Raw genomic sequence first — 14,526 nt, forward strand, 5'->3', positions numbered from 1 at the left:
TGCAACTTTACCGAAAGAAATCTACTGACATGCCAAACCATATTTTACATAAAGCCGCTACCAGGGGCCACGCAAACCACGGATGGCTTAACAGCTACCAGACATTCAGCTTCTCCAGCTATTATAACCCGGAAAGAATACAGTTTGGGGCGCTGCGGGTGTTAAACGACGACATCGTTGCAGGAGGAAAAGGCTTTGGCATTCACCCGCACGAGAATATGGAAATCATCAGTATTCCACTCGAAGGCGCACTGGAACACCAAGACAACCTGGGCAATACACAAGTAACAAAAGCCGGGGAAATACAGGTAATGAGCACCGGAAGCGGCGTCTTCCATAGCGAATACAATTACAACAAAGACAAGGACGCGAAATTTCTCCAGATCTGGTTATACCCCCGCGAGCTGAATGTAACGCCACGTTATGTCCAAACAGTGCTTAACACAGCGCAACAGCACAACCAGCTGCAGCAGATCATTTCCCCCGATCCTGAAGACGCCGGCAGCTGGATCCACCAGGATGCCTGGTTCCACCTGGGAACGTTCGATAAAGACCAGTCATTTGATTACACAGCCCGCAAAGCAGGCAACGGCATATACGTTTTTATCATCAGCGGTTCAGTCAATACCAACGGCCAGCTGCTGGAGCAGAGAGATGGTCTTGGCATCACAGGAGCAGCAACCATTAATATTACCAGCCTGGAAGACAATTCTCAAATACTCCTCATGGATGTTCCCATGGAAATAAATTTGTAATCACCCGTTATGAACCTATCAGCATTAAGAATATTGGGCGTTGGCCGCAACAAGGAGATCATGGACGTCATTTACAGGCTGCTTAACACGCCTGAAGGAAGGGCATGCAAAGTAGTGCTCTCCACCGAAGAAGCAGTAGCAGCAGTAAAAGCAACCAGCTATCATATGGTGCTTTTATGCGGAGGAATAACTCCTGTCGAAGAAAATGATCTGCGAACACAACTGCTGGCCATAGATAACAACCTTATTATTATCCGCCACTACGGCGGTGGCAGCGGTCTCCTGGAAAACGAGATCATGCAGGCGCTTGCAAACCGGTAAACTTTAACATCTGCCGCTATTTCCTGTACATACTGCTTTTCACCTTGCTAAGAAATTCCGGTGAAACGCCAATATAACGTGCAATCTGGTGCTGGGGAATACGCTGTACAACGGCAGGATAACGTTCTATAAAGTCCCTGTAACGCTCTTCAGCAGTCTGCGAAACCGAAGCATAGAAACGCTGCTGCAATACCGACAAAGAACGTTGTACCAGCAAGCGGAATACACGTTCAAAAGCAGGGATCTTTTCAAAAAGTAAGGATTTGCTGCGGTAATCTATTACCAGCAGTTCGCAATCCTCCACCGTTTCAATAAACTGCATGGAAGGCTTTTGCTCGGAGAAGGAACCTATATCACTTACCCACCACCCTTCTACCCCAAAAAGAAGAATGGTTTCATATCCTTCTTTGTCGATATAGTAAGTGCGGGTACAACCTTTTACAATAAAGGCTTCAAAGTCGCAAACTTCACCCTCCTGCAGAAGGAAGCTTTTCTTTTTCACTTTCCTGAACTTCAGCAGGGAATGAAAAAAACTGGTTTCTTCCTCCGTTAATGCAATATGTTTTGCAACAAACTGGTCTATCGATTCAAACATCCGGTAAGGTTTGTCCAAAAATAAAACATTATTTTCTTGACAACAGGAATACGGGGATGTCTACTGATAAGCCAAGGCTGATACGCCATACAACAACATTATCGGTAACAGCCTGCTGCCCGTCTTTGATCTGCCTTAATGCAGGCGCATACTGGAAACCAAACTTACGGGCGATAGGACTGTTTTTCCAGCCATGAACATAAAAAAGTCCCGGGAAGAAGATCTGGCTTAAGGTTATCTTGCGCGGCAGGTCTATTGAATCGTTCTGCCACCGGAAACTTAAGGCCGCCCCTATATCAACAAGACTAACGAATAGGGAATGAGAAGCCATTGCCTCATCACCTGCCTTACTTGCTTTATACCTGCCCCAGTTGAAAGAAAAACCAACAGGCGCTGTAACGCCAAAAGAAGCGGCTCCCGATTGATGATCACTGAAGCTTTTTTCTCCCCCAACATATACACCGGGATAAGCGGCCAGGGTTACAGAACGCTGTGACTTGCGGACTGTTCTGTAAGAATGTGGAGGAGCTGCAAAAGCGGCAACATGATAATTGGTTAATACAAACACCCCCTGGTTAAAAGCGCCGGTGCCTGCTACCTTCATTCCACAGGAGCCCCACTCCGTCTCATTTTTCCTCGAAAGACTGTCACCAGGAGAGAAAGCAAACTGGAAAGAAGCAAATCCTGCTTCAACAATATCTGTAGGGATACAAACGCCTTTGTAGTAGAGCTGTGGCGGAATAGGAACGGCCGGCTTTAACTGTTTTTGCTTTACCTGGAATACAAGAAAATGCCCTTTCAGTATATCACCCGCACTTCCTATACGCTTATCGGCAATAGAGATCCCGGTAATATTCTTATCATGCAGCAGGTATCGCAACAGGAAATAAGCCTGTGCTTCTGCCATCAATATCATGTACTCATTTTCCGGCAACTGAACCGGGGTCTGCAATTCAAATTCTGTTTCCACAAATCCGCCGCTCCAGTAAAAGCAGTTATCCAATGGAGCATAATACCATATGCTGTTACCATCCAGTTTTTCACCTGCTACTACTCTGGAAATAATAACAGCATCCCCGGGCTTCCTGTAAAAAGGACAAAAGCCGATACCGCCGGTTTTTCCTTGCGGGCATTGAGATACTTGGATACGGTTAACTGCATAGTACCTGTATTTTATTAGCCGACCCTTTCTGCCGGCAGCACTCCCGGCATTGAAGCAGGCTGCTCTTTGGAATCCGATGCACGCAACTTTATTACTTTGCTAAGCAGATTAAACCAGAAAGGCGCTCCCAGCGATATAGCCAGCGTGGTAATAAGCCATCCCAGGATAGTACCTCCTCTTCCCTCCTGCAACGGATGGAATTGAAGCGGCTTATTACCGGCGGGCGTTCCCCTGAAAATGCCGCCCAGCCCCATGATGCCTGAAGACTGGGAAGCATCTTTCACCACAATATCATACGCCTTATCTATGTTCAGTGCAGCAGTATCTCCCGCTTTCACCTTTTGAATACCTGTAGTAAGTGTATCGTAAACAGGTACCGATTTAGATGCCAGCTGCACAATCTGCTCCCGCGCAGTTTTATCCTTCGATAGTATCCTGCAAATAGCAATAGCATCCACATTAAAGATGATGGCAATAGCAAGGCCTATAATAAAAAGCAACGTTTGCGCCTGCCTTTTATACCATTCGCTGACACTGCTCATGGTTTCGTTGAACCATTTCTCCAGGCTTGCCTTAAACTTCTCCAGGTCGTTTTGCGCATCATAAAAGAGTTGCTTAAGATATTCGAGCGTTTCAGGATCTATGGACGCAGAAGTTTTACTGCCGCCTGTACCTGCAAACACAGCAGGTGTTTCTTCAAGTGTTCGCTGAATAAGCGTCATCTGCGGCTCCTGGCCTTTATAATTTCCCCTGAGCAGCTGAATGACTACGGCAGAAAAAGTATCCGCAGCGATATAGGATGGTTTGTTCTTCCAGCTGCTCCGCGAAAGGTATTTAATGGCAGGATGCGTATAAAACACCTTACTTACGCTCGACTCAGGAAGGGGACAGAAAAAATGCCGCACATTGGCAACAACATGCTCCCAAAAGCGATACAATAAACCGGATCGGCCTTTTTTCCTGTCGTCGAGCAATACCCTTATCGCTTTTACAAGCATCCTGGCCCTCAGATCCAGAAAACGGGCAATCAGCTCCTGTACAATAGTAGCCAGCAAGCTATACAGCAGGAATATAAACAGCAGCCCTATGAATACTTCGAATGCAACGTTCTGAAACATAAAAACAGGTTTAGGATCGCGGCCCGACCGGTCCGTTTGGTTAATATCAAAGCTTCATGGGTAGGAGAGTGTGAAAGTATTCCAACGAACGCATATATAAAAGAAAATATTTAAAATAATTATTATTTGGCGGCCCGTATCGCCCTCACAGCTTAAATTTCAGGCTTCTCCAACCAATTAGCGGTGTCAGTTGTTGATGCCGTATATGTGGAGAATTCTCTTGTTACCGTTGGCCGGAACCATGCTGGGTGCGGGCGGATGCCGTTCGCAGGAGCCGGCCCCGTCGTTATACACAACGGAACAGCAACTGATAAAGCATATCACCGACTCTGCCCATCATTTTGAACGCTCCGGAAATAAGGCCAAAGCACTGCATTATCATAAGCGCGCCCTCGCAATTGCAGAAAAGAAACATTTACCCGAACAGGAGGCAAAATCACTTACACATATTGGCAGAATCATCAGTAATGAAGACGGCAAAGAGGGACTGGGCCATCTATACAAGGCATTGAACATTGCCAGGTCCATCAATCACCACGCCCTTCAGGCCGACATTTATGCCGGCATTTCGGCAGTCTACAAACAACAGCAGCAGTACGAGAAAGCATTACATGCCCTTGAATTGCATAACCTGTATGCCGACAGCCTCCTTGCCATTAACCAGGCAAGAGAACTGGCCCAGCTTAAAAAAAATGAGTATAGAAAAAGAGAACGCGACATCTCGCTCACCATCACCATTACCATCATTTTTATCCTGGCCATCATAACCTATTATTTCCAGCGCACGAGAAAGCTTAACAGCAGGCTTCATACCTCTATCCAGGTAAGAGATAAGCTGTTCTCCATTCTGGCCCACGACCTGCGCGGCCCCGTGAATAATGTGGTATCCGTACTGCAGCTGATGGAAGATGACCCACTGCCCGAACCCGAACAACGACGCATGAACCGCCTGCTCATCAAACAATCCGAGTCGCTCGCCACCACTATAGATTCCCTCCTGCAATGGTCTTCTAACCAGCTTAATGGAATTAAAACAACGGCATCCTGCTTCTCTCCTTCTGAACTGATAGATAAAGTACTGCTACTGGTTGAAGGACAAACAAGATCTAAAACATTAACGGTGAATAACAGGGTCTCCCGCCAATTCAGTGTGTTGGCCGATCCGGATCACTTCGATCTTATCATCCGTAACCTGCTGTCAAACGCTATCAAATTCTCACATGAGGGCGGCAGCATAGAAATAGGAGCAACTTCCGGCAATGGCAGCATCACGTTTTCTGTAACAGACCATGGCACAGGTATCAGTCCCGACGATCAGAAGAAGTTCGGGGAAAGTAATATGGAAACTAATTTCGGCACATCCGGAGAAAAAGGAAACGGGTTAGGATTGTTGTTAGTGAAAGACTTTGTACAGGCAAATCATGGCCGCATATGGTTGACCAGTAAAAAAGGCGAAGGCACTACCTTCTATTTCTCGCTGAAAGCCGCACCCACAAAGTAATGCCCGGCTCAGAATCATTTCCGGATAACTTTCACCGCTGTAAAAAGAATGGCACGATTCTTTTATTTCCACTGCACAAAACGGAAATCATGCAATCAAATCAATCAACAGCCACGGCAAACAATTTAACAGAAGAAACATGGACCATGCGCGACATGATCCAGAAATTTGGTCTTACACAGGCAGAGATCCTGGAAGCCGTAAAAGAAGTAGGCACCAACAAAGCCAGGCTGGAAGCCTATTTATCCGAAAGGCAATAGCCATAACCACACAAATATGGTCCGGAAGCTGGCAGAAGGCGCACATCTTAATTATGAATGGATAGACCTGTTAGATCCATCGGAAGAGGACCTGCAACAGGTAGCACAGCAATACGGCCTGCATGAAGCATCAGTAACAGACGCCATGCAGGCCGACCATATCCCCAAGTACGAACGGGTAAAAGACTACACATTTATTATTCTCAGGATCTATAGCCCCGACGAGCATAACGACGAAGCAGATACCGTTAAAGAGCTAACCAATAAGATTACCATCTTCATTTCCCAAACCTACATTATTACCATACACCGGAAAGAATGGCCGGTGCTGGAAAGGATAAGCTCCCAACTGGTTAAAAAAGGAGAATGTAAAAAATCGGCCCACGTATTAAATGAGATCGTGAAGGCCGGGCTTTTAACCTTTGACGTACCAGGAACAAAACTCACAAAACACATCGAGCATTTCGAAGAACATATCTTTCTCAAAGACAGGCGTTCAGCAATATTGAAGGGCCTGTATTTTATGAAACGGCGCGTAGACGTATTAAGGCGGGTCTTACTTTTAAGCTCCGATATTGTAGAGAATATAGATCCGCCAGGCAGCGGCAATGCCTATACGCGCGATGTAAGAGACCTGTATATTAAACAGCAAAGCTTGTTCGAATCCCTGTTCGAGAACACCAATCATCTTTTGAACATCTATTTCAACATTTCCGCCCACAAGACAAACGAGATCATCCGTGTATTGACCATCTTCTCCGTATTCTTTTTACCACTCACCTTTATCGCAGGCATCTATGGTATGAACTTCAACTTTATGCCCGAGCTGAAATGGAAACAGGGTTACCCTGGCGCCATGTTATTAATGGTAGCGGTAACCCTGTCTATTTATGCCTGGTTCAAAAGAAAAAAATGGCTGTAACGGCCTAACATTAACCGTTGATAATACTGCCGCCGTTCGGATGAAGCACCTGCCCATTCATAAAAGCGCCATCTTTCCCCGCAAGAAAAACATAACAGGGCGCTATCTCCACAGGCTGGGCAGGACGCTGGTAGTCCAGGTCTTTACCAAAAGAAGCAACCCGCTCACCATCAAAAGAAGAAGGGATCAACGGCGTCCACACAGGTCCCGGTGCCACCGCATTTACCCTGATACCTTTCTTGATAAGCGATTGAGCCAGGCTTCTCGTATACGATACAATAGCCCCTTTTGTAGAAGAATAATCTATAAGCGTCTCATTACCCTTATATGCCGTAACAGAAGTAGTATTGATGATACTGCTACCCTCTTTCAAATAGGGTAGCGCATGCTTCACCAGGTAAAACTGGGAGAAAATATTCGTTTCAAAAGTATTGCGTAACTGCTCTTCGGAGATGTCTTCTACACTCTGCTGCGGGTACTGCACTGCAGCGTTATTCACAACTATATCAAGATGGCCGAATGCATCGATCGTCTGTTGAATGGCTTGTTTGTTATTCTCTTCAGAACGAAGGTCGGCCGCGATCAACAGCACAGATTTGTCATACCGCTCCTTGATAATATCAGCGGTTTGCCTGGCGTCGTCATGTTCATCGAGATAAACAATAGCAACCTCCGCCCCTTCTTTGGCAAAAAGTATAGCAACGGCCTTTCCTATGCCGCTATCCCCTCCGGTTATAATAGCAACTTTACCACGAAGCCTGCCATAACCAGGATCGTCATTATCATAAATAGGCTGAGGATCCATCTGCATTTCGGAGCCGGGCTGATGTTGTTGCTCCTGTGGTGGTATATTCGTAGGCATTGCAGTTTTCAGTTCCATAAATGTTTAATTATTTTTATTTAGTAAATACATGTGATTAAATTTCGTCTTCTTCATCATCTTCCTCTTCCCATTCTACAAATTCGGTAGTATCATCATCTTCATCAAAATCATCCCCTTCCTGTAAATCGGGATCAGCAACAACAGCAGGAACAGATTCTTCTGCCGCATCACCATCTGAAATACCCGGCTCTTCAAGCAGGTCTTCCATATCGTCATTCGGGAAATGAGGCTCATCGGGCCATAGGTCTTCCCGCACTTTCGGATCGTAAAGGCCATCATCTTCCAGACGCGGCTTTCTTACAGGTGTAATACTCATAATGTCGCATTTAGATTATTTAAAAAAGAGAATTGCCGGCAGGCATATAGCTGAAACTGCAATAATATTATGCCACATTTTAACAGGGTAAATAATGCAAAGGCTGTAGAAGAAATCACGCATCAAAAAAACGGGCTGCCCCGTAAACAGGCGGTAATTTAAAGGAACGATTTTATTAACACTATCACAAAATGACCAATATGTCTATTGAAAAAGAACGGATTAAAATCGACTTTACCCGCAGCGACCTTCCTGCCTCCGTTAAAAACTTCAGGCCCGATATCTATCAGGATGAAAATGGCTTTTACTGTATTCTTGGAACAGATCCGGCAGAACGGATCATTGGCCGTGGAGATACTGTTGAAAAGGCGCTACAGGAATGGGACAAAAATTACGTGGCCCAAAAAGGCTCAGGCAACTGATTCCGACCGGCGGTTCAACATACTGTCTACAGCCTGCAATACCAGTTCCAGGTGCGGCTCCTTTGTCCAGTCTATCGTAGTATGAAGCGCTTTATTAATAGGCCCCCAACGTTCAGGTTCGCCATCCATGCTTATAATGACACTGGGCGTTTGTGTAGCTGCTGCAATATGCGACACACCAGTACAGTTGGCTACGAGCATAAAAGCATCACTGATCAACGCCCCCATTACACCCAGGCTGGTTGTTCCGGTAAGGTCTATCGCAGGATGCCGCATGCATTTCAATACTTCCGTAGTAATGTCACGCTCCGCTTCGGTACCGGTGATAACCGCAGTGTAGCCTCTTTCTATACAATAGTCGGCCATCAATGCAAAACATTGCGGTGGCCATTGTCGCCACGAGCCCCGGCTGCCGGGATGTATGATAACATAACTTTTTTCTGTCACAGGTATGCATAGATCCTTTGCCTCTTTCCAATCCGCTTCTGAAACAGGAAATTCCATCCTATTACCGTCCGAAGGTATTCCCAGGTGATCCATAAGCACCAGGTGTCTTTCTACCTCTGAAATGCCTTGCGGGTATTCTACGAACAGCGAAGAATCTACCCTGCTTTCTGCATTATGAAAACCAGCGACATACTTCGCATTAAGACCAGGCAGCAGCGGGTTAACAATGGTGCCGCTGCCCTGCATCTGCAACAGGAGGTCAAACTGCTCAAACTGCATCCTGGCTTCAAATTCAAGGAAAGCAACTTCATCAAAAGGCTGCTCAGGCAAGCCGGGAAACCCGGGGAAATGAATAAAGTCGTCAAAATAACCCGGGAACCGTTGCAGCAGTGAAACAGCCCATGGCAATCCAATCAGCGTGATCTGCGCCCGCGGATAGGCCTTCCGCAATGCCCTTACCGCAGGAATAGCACATAAAAGATCGCCGAGCTGTAACGCCCTGAAAATGGCTATTTTCTTAACCTGGTTTGGTTTTAATACTAAGCTCATAGGAATAATACTTTATAGCGTACAGCACCATATATCGTCCAATAAATGGATAGGAAAGGAATAAGCAGTGAAGTGCAGATCATTTCCATTACATGACTGAAATTGCGTGAAGTGGTTCGTAAACGTTTATAAATAAATCCCGCTGTCAGGAAAGCCCATCCGCCTAACGCCACAAGCGAAGCCGTATATAAATGGCCAAAAGCCAGCACTACCAACAGCAGCAAACAAAACAGGATCCCATAATAACGCCATTGAGGTCCGCGGCTTATTTTCTTGCGGTACAATGATGGATATTTTTTATACAACAGGGCGTTATAAAGGCTCTTACGTTGTTCTTTTAAACTTACTCCCCACGAAGCAGGGCGCACCGGGTGAATTACCCTGGCGTCTTCTACTTTATACACCGGTATCCCATTATCGATAAACTTAAACTCCAGGTCACTGTCTTCCCGCCAGGCGGTTTCAAACGCCTCATCAAAACCACCTGCCTGTACAAGAGCAGTCCTGGAACAGGCACAGTTTGCTGTAATAAAATCAGCAGAAGAAAGCTGTGCAACATTTTGTTCGTAATCTGTTGGTACCGGGCTCACCGGAACGGTAACCTTCCCTGTAAAAGCTATGCGCGCTACTCCGTATGCCTTGTAAGCATTGATATAGGCGCCTAGAAAACCAGGATCAGGAATACAATCATCATCGGTGAATACCACAAGTGGCGCTTCCGCCATTTGCCAGCCCAGGTTACGGGCAGCTGCAGGCCCCCTTTTAACAGGCAATGAATAGCAATACAACTGAGTATGGCCCCGGTCGCGGTATTGACGCACCAGCCGGCAGCTGGCTTCATCCAAACCATCGGTTACAATAATAACCTGGTACCGGCCGGCTGCCAGCCGCTGGCGTAAAAGCGCCTGCAAACATTTTTCAAGAAGCTGCGGCCTTTGCCAGGTTGCTACAACAACAGAAACTTCAGGTTTCATAACAACTAAACAGTTACATCAGATAAATAAGCTGCATTTTCACGTAAATGTTCCTGCATAGAAGAAACAGGCTGCTTTTCTAACAGGAAACTGTTAATGACAAGCGCATCGAACGGCGAAGTCCAGAAACATTCAACAGCATCTCTCGGACTGCACACCACAGGTTCTCCCCTCGTATTGAACGAGGTATTCACCAATACAGGAACACCGGTCATCTTTTGAAATTCATGCAGCAGGTCATAATAGAGAGAATGCTGATCTCTGTTGATCGTTTGTATACGCGCAGTGCCGTCTACATGGCGCACTGCAGGTATATCATCGGCCTTTTCATTGATCACGTTATAAACAAAAAGCATAAAGGGTGAAAAAGAAGCGTTGTCAAACCACAACGCCGCCGCCTCTTCCAATACAACAGGAGCAACAGGCCTGAAGTCTTCCCTGTCCTTTATTTCATTAAGTTTTGCCTGCATGGCAGCATTTATCGGAGAGGCCAGTATCGAACGGCTCCCCAGCGCCCTCGGACCAAATTCCATTCTGCCCTGGAACCAGCCTATCACCTTATCTTCAGCAAGAATAACCGCTGTTTCCCGGGCTATATTATCCATCTTGCGGTAAGGTACTTTAGTCCATTTCAGGAAAGCCTCAACTTCTTCATCGGAATATTCAGGCCCCCAATAGGCATGGTCCATAATAAAGTCCCGGCCGGCAGCCTGGCGCTGCCGTATGTCAACGATCATTGCTGCACCTAAGGCTGTACCGGCATCTCCGGCCGCAGGTTGCACCCATATATTCTTAAAGGGCCCCTTATCACGAATAACAGCATTCAACACACAGTTAAGCGCTACACCGCCGGCAAAACAAAGATTATCTTCGCCGGTAGCAGCATGAAGCCATTTAACCAGCTCAAGCACCGTTTCTTCAAGCACCTTTTGCAGCGAGTGCGCTATATTGAAATGCTTTTCCGTAAATGGCTCATTTCGCTTCCGCTCCGGACCAAATTCCTTTTCCAGGTCTATCGGCGCTATAGTATACTGCCCGTTTTCACCTGTATGTATAGCATTACGGAACACATGTACATATTCCGGCTTGCCGTACGATGCAAGCGCCATTACTTTATACTCGTCGGAAGAATGAAGAAAACCCAGGTGTGTAGTGATCTTTTCATATAGCAACCCCAACGAATGGGGCATCGATACATTTCCTATGTTTTCCAAATAGGTACCACTGCCCTTATAATAACTGGTAGTGGTCCACTCCCCCCTCCCGTCAACAGTAAGAACTGCCGCAGTGTCAAACGGCGATGGCAGAAACGCACTGGCAGCATGCGCCAGGTGATGCCCCACATAATGCCATTGAAAATCATCTTTCCGCGCTCCCGCAAACCTTGCCTGCAAATGATGAGGATACCCGTCGACAAGATGCGCAGGCGCTTCTTTAATGTAAGAAAGGAACAGGCCCTTAAGCGGCATCCCTAAATCTTCTTCGTTATGAAAAGTATCTTCAATCTGTTCAGGATCAAAAGCATAAGCAATATGATCCACTTCAGACAAATGTATGCCAGCCACTTTAAGGCAATAATCTATTGCATGATACGGAAGCTCATAAGCTGCAAAGGGAACAGGCCTCTTGCCATGTTTGATATGCGTAAATCGCTCTTCTTCCACGGCTGCCAGCAGCTGCCCGTCTTTTACTATACATGCCGAAGAATCATGAAAAGCCGCATTAATGCCTAACGTAAACATAGTTTCCGGAAATTTTAAAATGATAAGGATGTCCGTTTTTAAAGGCAGGAAATATAATCACTACAAATATTGATCCCGGGAAACTTTTAAGAAAAAATCCATTAATAGAGTAAAAAGAGAAGCGCTTCTCTTCAAACGCTTGTAGAAGCGCTTCTACAAACATTTGCAAAAATTTCTTTTAAAGCGATGGCATTGTTTTTAAGCACTGCATCAGGCAATGTCTAAATATGAACAGGATTCCTTCGGACAACAATCGCTTACGGATCTTCACATGGCATATACATGGTAGTTATCTGTTTTATTTATCACAAGGTGATTACGACATCTATATTCCTGTAACTCCTTCAGGAGGTGAAGGTTATTACGGACGGGGACAAACTTTTCCTTTTGGCCCCAACGTAATAGAAGTACCCGTACCCCTGGTTAAAGAAATGGATTTCGATTGCATTTTATTCCAGAGTGTCAGGAACTTCAGCCTCGATCAATACGAAATTCTCAGTGAAGCCCAGCGGCGCCTCCCCCGGATCTATGTAGAACACAACACTCCCGATGTTCATCCTACAAACACGCGTCACCCGATGAATGATCCGGATGTATGCCTGGTACATGTTACTCATTTCAACAAGTTGATGTATCATAACGAAGTTCCTATGGTAAGGGTGATCGATCATGGCATAACAGCAACTGATCATGATTATACCGGCGAGCTGGAAAGAGGCCTGGTGATTGTGAACCACTTACATGAACGTGGAAGAAAACTGGGTGGCGATCTTTATGACATTGTAAGCAAACAGCTCCCGGTCGATCTCGTAGGCATGGGCACGCAACCCTATGGCGGGCTCGGCGAAGTATTACATCCGCAGCTGCCTGCCTTCAGGGCGCGTTACAGGTTTATCTTCAACCCCATCCGCTATACCAGCCTCGGACTGGCAGTACTCGAAGCCATGCACCAGGGAATTCCTGTAGTAGCGCTGGCTACGACTGAATATGTTACCGTTATCAAAGACGGCATATCCGGCTTCATACACACCAACATAGACTATCTCATATCTAAAATGAAATTGTTGCTGCAAAATCCATCGCTGGCCCGTGAACTCGGACAAAACGGCAAAGTAACGGCAGAAGAGCGCTTTAATATACAGCGATTCGTAAACGACTGGCAGGAATGTTTCCTGCAAACGATACATATTCATAAAAGCAAGCACACCTATGAAACACAGAATAGCATTTATCAGTGATCACGCTTCACCACTGGCAACCTTGGGCAGCGTAGATAGCGGAGGACAGAATGTATATGTTGCCGAATTGGCGAGGCAACTCTCTGCCCAGGGATATTTAATAGACATTTATACAAGACGTGACCATGAACAGCAGAAGGAAGTGGTAGAATGGCTGCCCGGGGTGCGGGTGATTCATATCAGCGCAGGACCAGCCACCTATGTGCCTAAGGAGCAACTATTGCCTTACATGCCGGTCTTTGCCGAAGAAATGGAAACTTTTATACGCAGGAACCAGCTCGGTTACAAGTTAATGCACGCGCATTTTTTTATGTCGGGCTGCGTAGCGTCAGTGATACGCAGGCAGTTGAACATCCCGTATGTTATAACGTTTCATGCACTCGGACTGGTAAGGCGCATTCATCAAAAAGAAGCAGATCAGTTCCCCGTTGAACGTGTTTCAATCGAAACAATGCTGGTGCATGATGCAGACCACATTATAGCTGAATGCCCGCAGGACAAAGAAGACCTGGTAGAACATTATGAAGCATGCGAACAGAACATAAGTATTATTCCATGCGGGTTCTCACCACGCGAATTTTATCCCATAAACAAGACTACCGCACGCCGCCAGCTGCAGTTGCCGGTTAATGGGAAAATTGTGCTTCAGTTGGGCAGAATGGTGCCACGCAAAGGAGTAGATAATGTAATAAGAGGCCTGGGAAATATGAAAAAGCATGGCGACCCCGTATATCTTGTTATTGTAGGGGGCGAGGCCGATATGCCCGAAGTACTGAACACGCCAGAGCTAAAACGCCTGCAGCAGGTAGCAGCCGGGGCCGGCGTACTGGATCAGGTAATTTTTACCGGCCGCCAATCAAGGCAGGTACTCCGGTACTATTATAGCGCGGCAGATGTATTTGTTACAACACCCTGGTACGAGCCGTTTGGCATCACCCCGCTTGAAGCTATGGCTTGCGGAACGCCGGTCATAGGTGCAAACGTAGGCGGTATCAAATACAGTGTGGCCGACGGCCGCACAGGTTACCTGGTTCCCCCTCATTCACCGGAAATACTTGCAAAAAAGCTCGATCAGCTGTTAAGCAGCCCAACATTGCATACAACTATGACCCGCAACGCCCTGGCCCGTGTAAGACGCGAATTCACCTGGGAAAAAGTGGCCCGGTCAATGCATACCATCTATATGCAGGTTTATCGTAAACCCGCAGAAGAAAGAATAAACAACTGGCACGATTCGTTGTTATTAAAAGATATTGGCCAGTTTTTAAAAGAATCATTTTTTGTTCCCGGTGTAATACGGCCTGTACCGGGAGGTAGCTAA

16 protein-coding genes are annotated in these 14,526 nt (G+C 46.3%); 8 read left to right on the forward strand and 8 right to left on the reverse strand.

The genetic code is table 11. The features are described from left to right. The first annotated feature begins 29 nt into the window (after window positions 1-29). Both ESB13_RS16775 and ESB13_RS16780 read left to right on the forward strand, forming a co-directional pair. Window positions 30-755: a pirin family protein gene (locus ESB13_RS16775; protein ID WP_129004780.1), complete on the forward strand. Its 726-nt coding sequence runs from the start codon at window positions 30-32 to the stop codon at window positions 753-755. A 9-nt stretch (window positions 756-764) separates the two neighbouring features. After that, window positions 765-1,076, forward strand: a complete 312-nt coding sequence (locus tag ESB13_RS16780) for a hypothetical protein (RefSeq protein ID WP_129004781.1) — start codon at window positions 765-767, stop codon at window positions 1,074-1,076. 16 nt (window positions 1,077-1,092) lie between these two features. On the opposite strand, the gene ESB13_RS16785 is transcribed toward ESB13_RS16780, so the two are convergent. The 3 genes from ESB13_RS16785 to ESB13_RS16795 all read right to left on the reverse strand — a co-directional run bounded on the left by ESB13_RS16785 (window position 1,093) and on the right by ESB13_RS16795 (window position 3,951). Further along, the gene (locus ESB13_RS16785) at window positions 1,093-1,671 is read right to left on the reverse strand and encodes a Crp/Fnr family transcriptional regulator (RefSeq protein ID WP_129004782.1); all 579 of its coding nucleotides are present in this window, start codon (window positions 1,669-1,671) and stop codon (window positions 1,093-1,095) included. Window positions 1,672-1,699: 28 nt separating this feature from the next. Then, complete coding sequence (locus tag ESB13_RS16790) at window positions 1,700-2,674, reverse strand: hypothetical protein (protein WP_129004783.1); 975 nt, start codon at window positions 2,672-2,674, stop codon at window positions 1,700-1,702. A gap of 173 nt (window positions 2,675-2,847) precedes the next feature. Beyond that, a complete protein-coding gene (locus tag ESB13_RS16795) occupies window positions 2,848-3,951 on the reverse strand; it encodes a hypothetical protein (RefSeq protein WP_129004784.1) in 1,104 nt (367 codons plus the stop codon). Window positions 3,952-4,156: 205 nt separating this feature from the next. On the opposite strand from ESB13_RS16795, the gene ESB13_RS16800 reads away from it, so the two are divergent. From ESB13_RS16800 to ESB13_RS16810, 3 genes are all read left to right on the forward strand, one after another. Next, complete coding sequence (locus ESB13_RS16800; protein WP_164974250.1) at window positions 4,157-5,452, forward strand: ATP-binding protein; 1,296 nt, start codon at window positions 4,157-4,159, stop codon at window positions 5,450-5,452. Between the two features lie 89 nt (window positions 5,453-5,541). Then, window positions 5,542-5,712 (forward strand): DUF3606 domain-containing protein, encoded by a 171-nt coding sequence (locus ESB13_RS16805; RefSeq protein ID WP_164974251.1) that lies wholly within the window; start codon window positions 5,542-5,544, stop codon window positions 5,710-5,712. A gap of 16 nt (window positions 5,713-5,728) precedes the next feature. After that, a complete protein-coding gene (locus ESB13_RS16810) occupies window positions 5,729-6,634 on the forward strand; it encodes a magnesium transporter CorA family protein (protein ID WP_129004787.1) in 906 nt (301 codons plus the stop codon). A gap of 10 nt (window positions 6,635-6,644) precedes the next feature. Here the strand turns inward: ESB13_RS16810 and ESB13_RS16815 are convergent, their stop codons facing one another. Both ESB13_RS16815 and ESB13_RS16820 read right to left on the reverse strand, forming a co-directional pair. Beyond that, on the reverse strand, window positions 6,645-7,514 hold the full coding sequence (locus ESB13_RS16815; protein ID WP_246022593.1) for an SDR family oxidoreductase: 870 nt from the start codon (window positions 7,512-7,514) through the stop codon (window positions 6,645-6,647). 37 nt (window positions 7,515-7,551) lie between these two features. Then, on the reverse strand, window positions 7,552-7,833 hold the full coding sequence (locus ESB13_RS16820; RefSeq protein ID WP_129004788.1) for a hypothetical protein: 282 nt from the start codon (window positions 7,831-7,833) through the stop codon (window positions 7,552-7,554). 200 nt (window positions 7,834-8,033) lie between these two features. On the opposite strand from ESB13_RS16820, the gene ESB13_RS16825 reads away from it, so the two are divergent. After that, the gene (locus ESB13_RS16825) at window positions 8,034-8,255 is read left to right on the forward strand and encodes a hypothetical protein (protein ID WP_129004789.1); all 222 of its coding nucleotides are present in this window, start codon (window positions 8,034-8,036) and stop codon (window positions 8,253-8,255) included. Here the strand turns inward: ESB13_RS16825 and ESB13_RS16830 are convergent. From ESB13_RS16830 to ESB13_RS16840, 3 genes are read right to left on the reverse strand one after another with little or no spacing between them, the layout of a single operon-like run. After that, complete coding sequence (locus ESB13_RS16830) at window positions 8,244-9,251, reverse strand: glycosyltransferase family 9 protein (protein ID WP_129004790.1); 1,008 nt, start codon at window positions 9,249-9,251, stop codon at window positions 8,244-8,246. The two genes, ESB13_RS16825 and ESB13_RS16830, sit on opposite strands and share 12 nt — an antisense overlap. Next, complete coding sequence (locus ESB13_RS16835; RefSeq protein WP_129004791.1) at window positions 9,248-10,225, reverse strand: glycosyltransferase family 2 protein; 978 nt, start codon at window positions 10,223-10,225, stop codon at window positions 9,248-9,250. The genes ESB13_RS16830 and ESB13_RS16835 overlap by 4 nt, the downstream gene beginning before the upstream one ends. Before the next feature lie 5 nt (window positions 10,226-10,230). Beyond that, window positions 10,231-11,967, reverse strand: a complete 1,737-nt coding sequence (locus ESB13_RS16840; protein ID WP_129004792.1) for a carbamoyltransferase family protein — start codon at window positions 11,965-11,967, stop codon at window positions 10,231-10,233. Between the two features lie 227 nt (window positions 11,968-12,194). Between ESB13_RS16840 and ESB13_RS16845 the strand changes: the two genes are divergently transcribed. After that, window positions 12,195-13,205 carry a glycosyltransferase gene (locus ESB13_RS16845; RefSeq protein ID WP_129004793.1) on the forward strand — a complete coding sequence of 337 codons (1,011 nt, stop codon included), beginning with the start codon at window positions 12,195-12,197 and terminating at the stop codon, window positions 13,203-13,205. Further along, window positions 13,177-14,526 carry a glycosyltransferase family 4 protein gene (locus tag ESB13_RS16850; RefSeq protein ID WP_129004794.1) on the forward strand — a complete coding sequence of 450 codons (1,350 nt, stop codon included), beginning with the start codon at window positions 13,177-13,179 and terminating at the stop codon, window positions 14,524-14,526. The genes ESB13_RS16845 and ESB13_RS16850 overlap by 29 nt, the downstream gene beginning before the upstream one ends.

It is taken from the genome of Filimonas effusa (assembly GCF_004118675.1).
Lineage (GTDB): Bacteria > Bacteroidota > Bacteroidia > Chitinophagales > Chitinophagaceae > Filimonas > Filimonas effusa.

Coding starts and splice junctions, on each gene's coding strand:
- ESB13_RS16850 (WP_129004794.1), top strand. CDS start 13,177: ATGAAACACAGAATAGCATTTATCAGTGATCACGCTTCACCACTGGCA.
- ESB13_RS16785 (WP_129004782.1), bottom strand. CDS start 1,671: ATGTTTGAATCGATAGACCAGTTTGTTGCAAAACATATTGCATTAACG.
- ESB13_RS16845 (WP_129004793.1), top strand. CDS start 12,195: ATGAACAGGATTCCTTCGGACAACAATCGCTTACGGATCTTCACATGG.
- ESB13_RS16780 (WP_129004781.1), top strand. CDS start 765: ATGAACCTATCAGCATTAAGAATATTGGGCGTTGGCCGCAACAAGGAG.
- ESB13_RS16775 (WP_129004780.1), top strand. CDS start 30: ATGCCAAACCATATTTTACATAAAGCCGCTACCAGGGGCCACGCAAAC.
- ESB13_RS16820 (WP_129004788.1), bottom strand. CDS start 7,833: ATGAGTATTACACCTGTAAGAAAGCCGCGTCTGGAAGATGATGGCCTT.
- ESB13_RS16795 (WP_129004784.1), bottom strand. CDS start 3,951: ATGTTTCAGAACGTTGCATTCGAAGTATTCATAGGGCTGCTGTTTATA.
- ESB13_RS16825 (WP_129004789.1), top strand. CDS start 8,034: ATGTCTATTGAAAAAGAACGGATTAAAATCGACTTTACCCGCAGCGAC.
- ESB13_RS16815 (WP_246022593.1), bottom strand. CDS start 7,514: ATGGAACTGAAAACTGCAATGCCTACGAATATACCACCACAGGAGCAA.
- ESB13_RS16805 (WP_164974251.1), top strand. CDS start 5,542: ATGCAATCAAATCAATCAACAGCCACGGCAAACAATTTAACAGAAGAA.
- ESB13_RS16840 (WP_129004792.1), bottom strand. CDS start 11,967: ATGTTTACGTTAGGCATTAATGCGGCTTTTCATGATTCTTCGGCATGT.
- ESB13_RS16835 (WP_129004791.1), bottom strand. CDS start 10,225: ATGAAACCTGAAGTTTCTGTTGTTGTAGCAACCTGGCAAAGGCCGCAG.
- ESB13_RS16830 (WP_129004790.1), bottom strand. CDS start 9,251: ATGAGCTTAGTATTAAAACCAAACCAGGTTAAGAAAATAGCCATTTTC.
- ESB13_RS16810 (WP_129004787.1), top strand. CDS start 5,729: ATGGTCCGGAAGCTGGCAGAAGGCGCACATCTTAATTATGAATGGATA.
- ESB13_RS16800 (WP_164974250.1), top strand. CDS start 4,157: ATGTGGAGAATTCTCTTGTTACCGTTGGCCGGAACCATGCTGGGTGCG.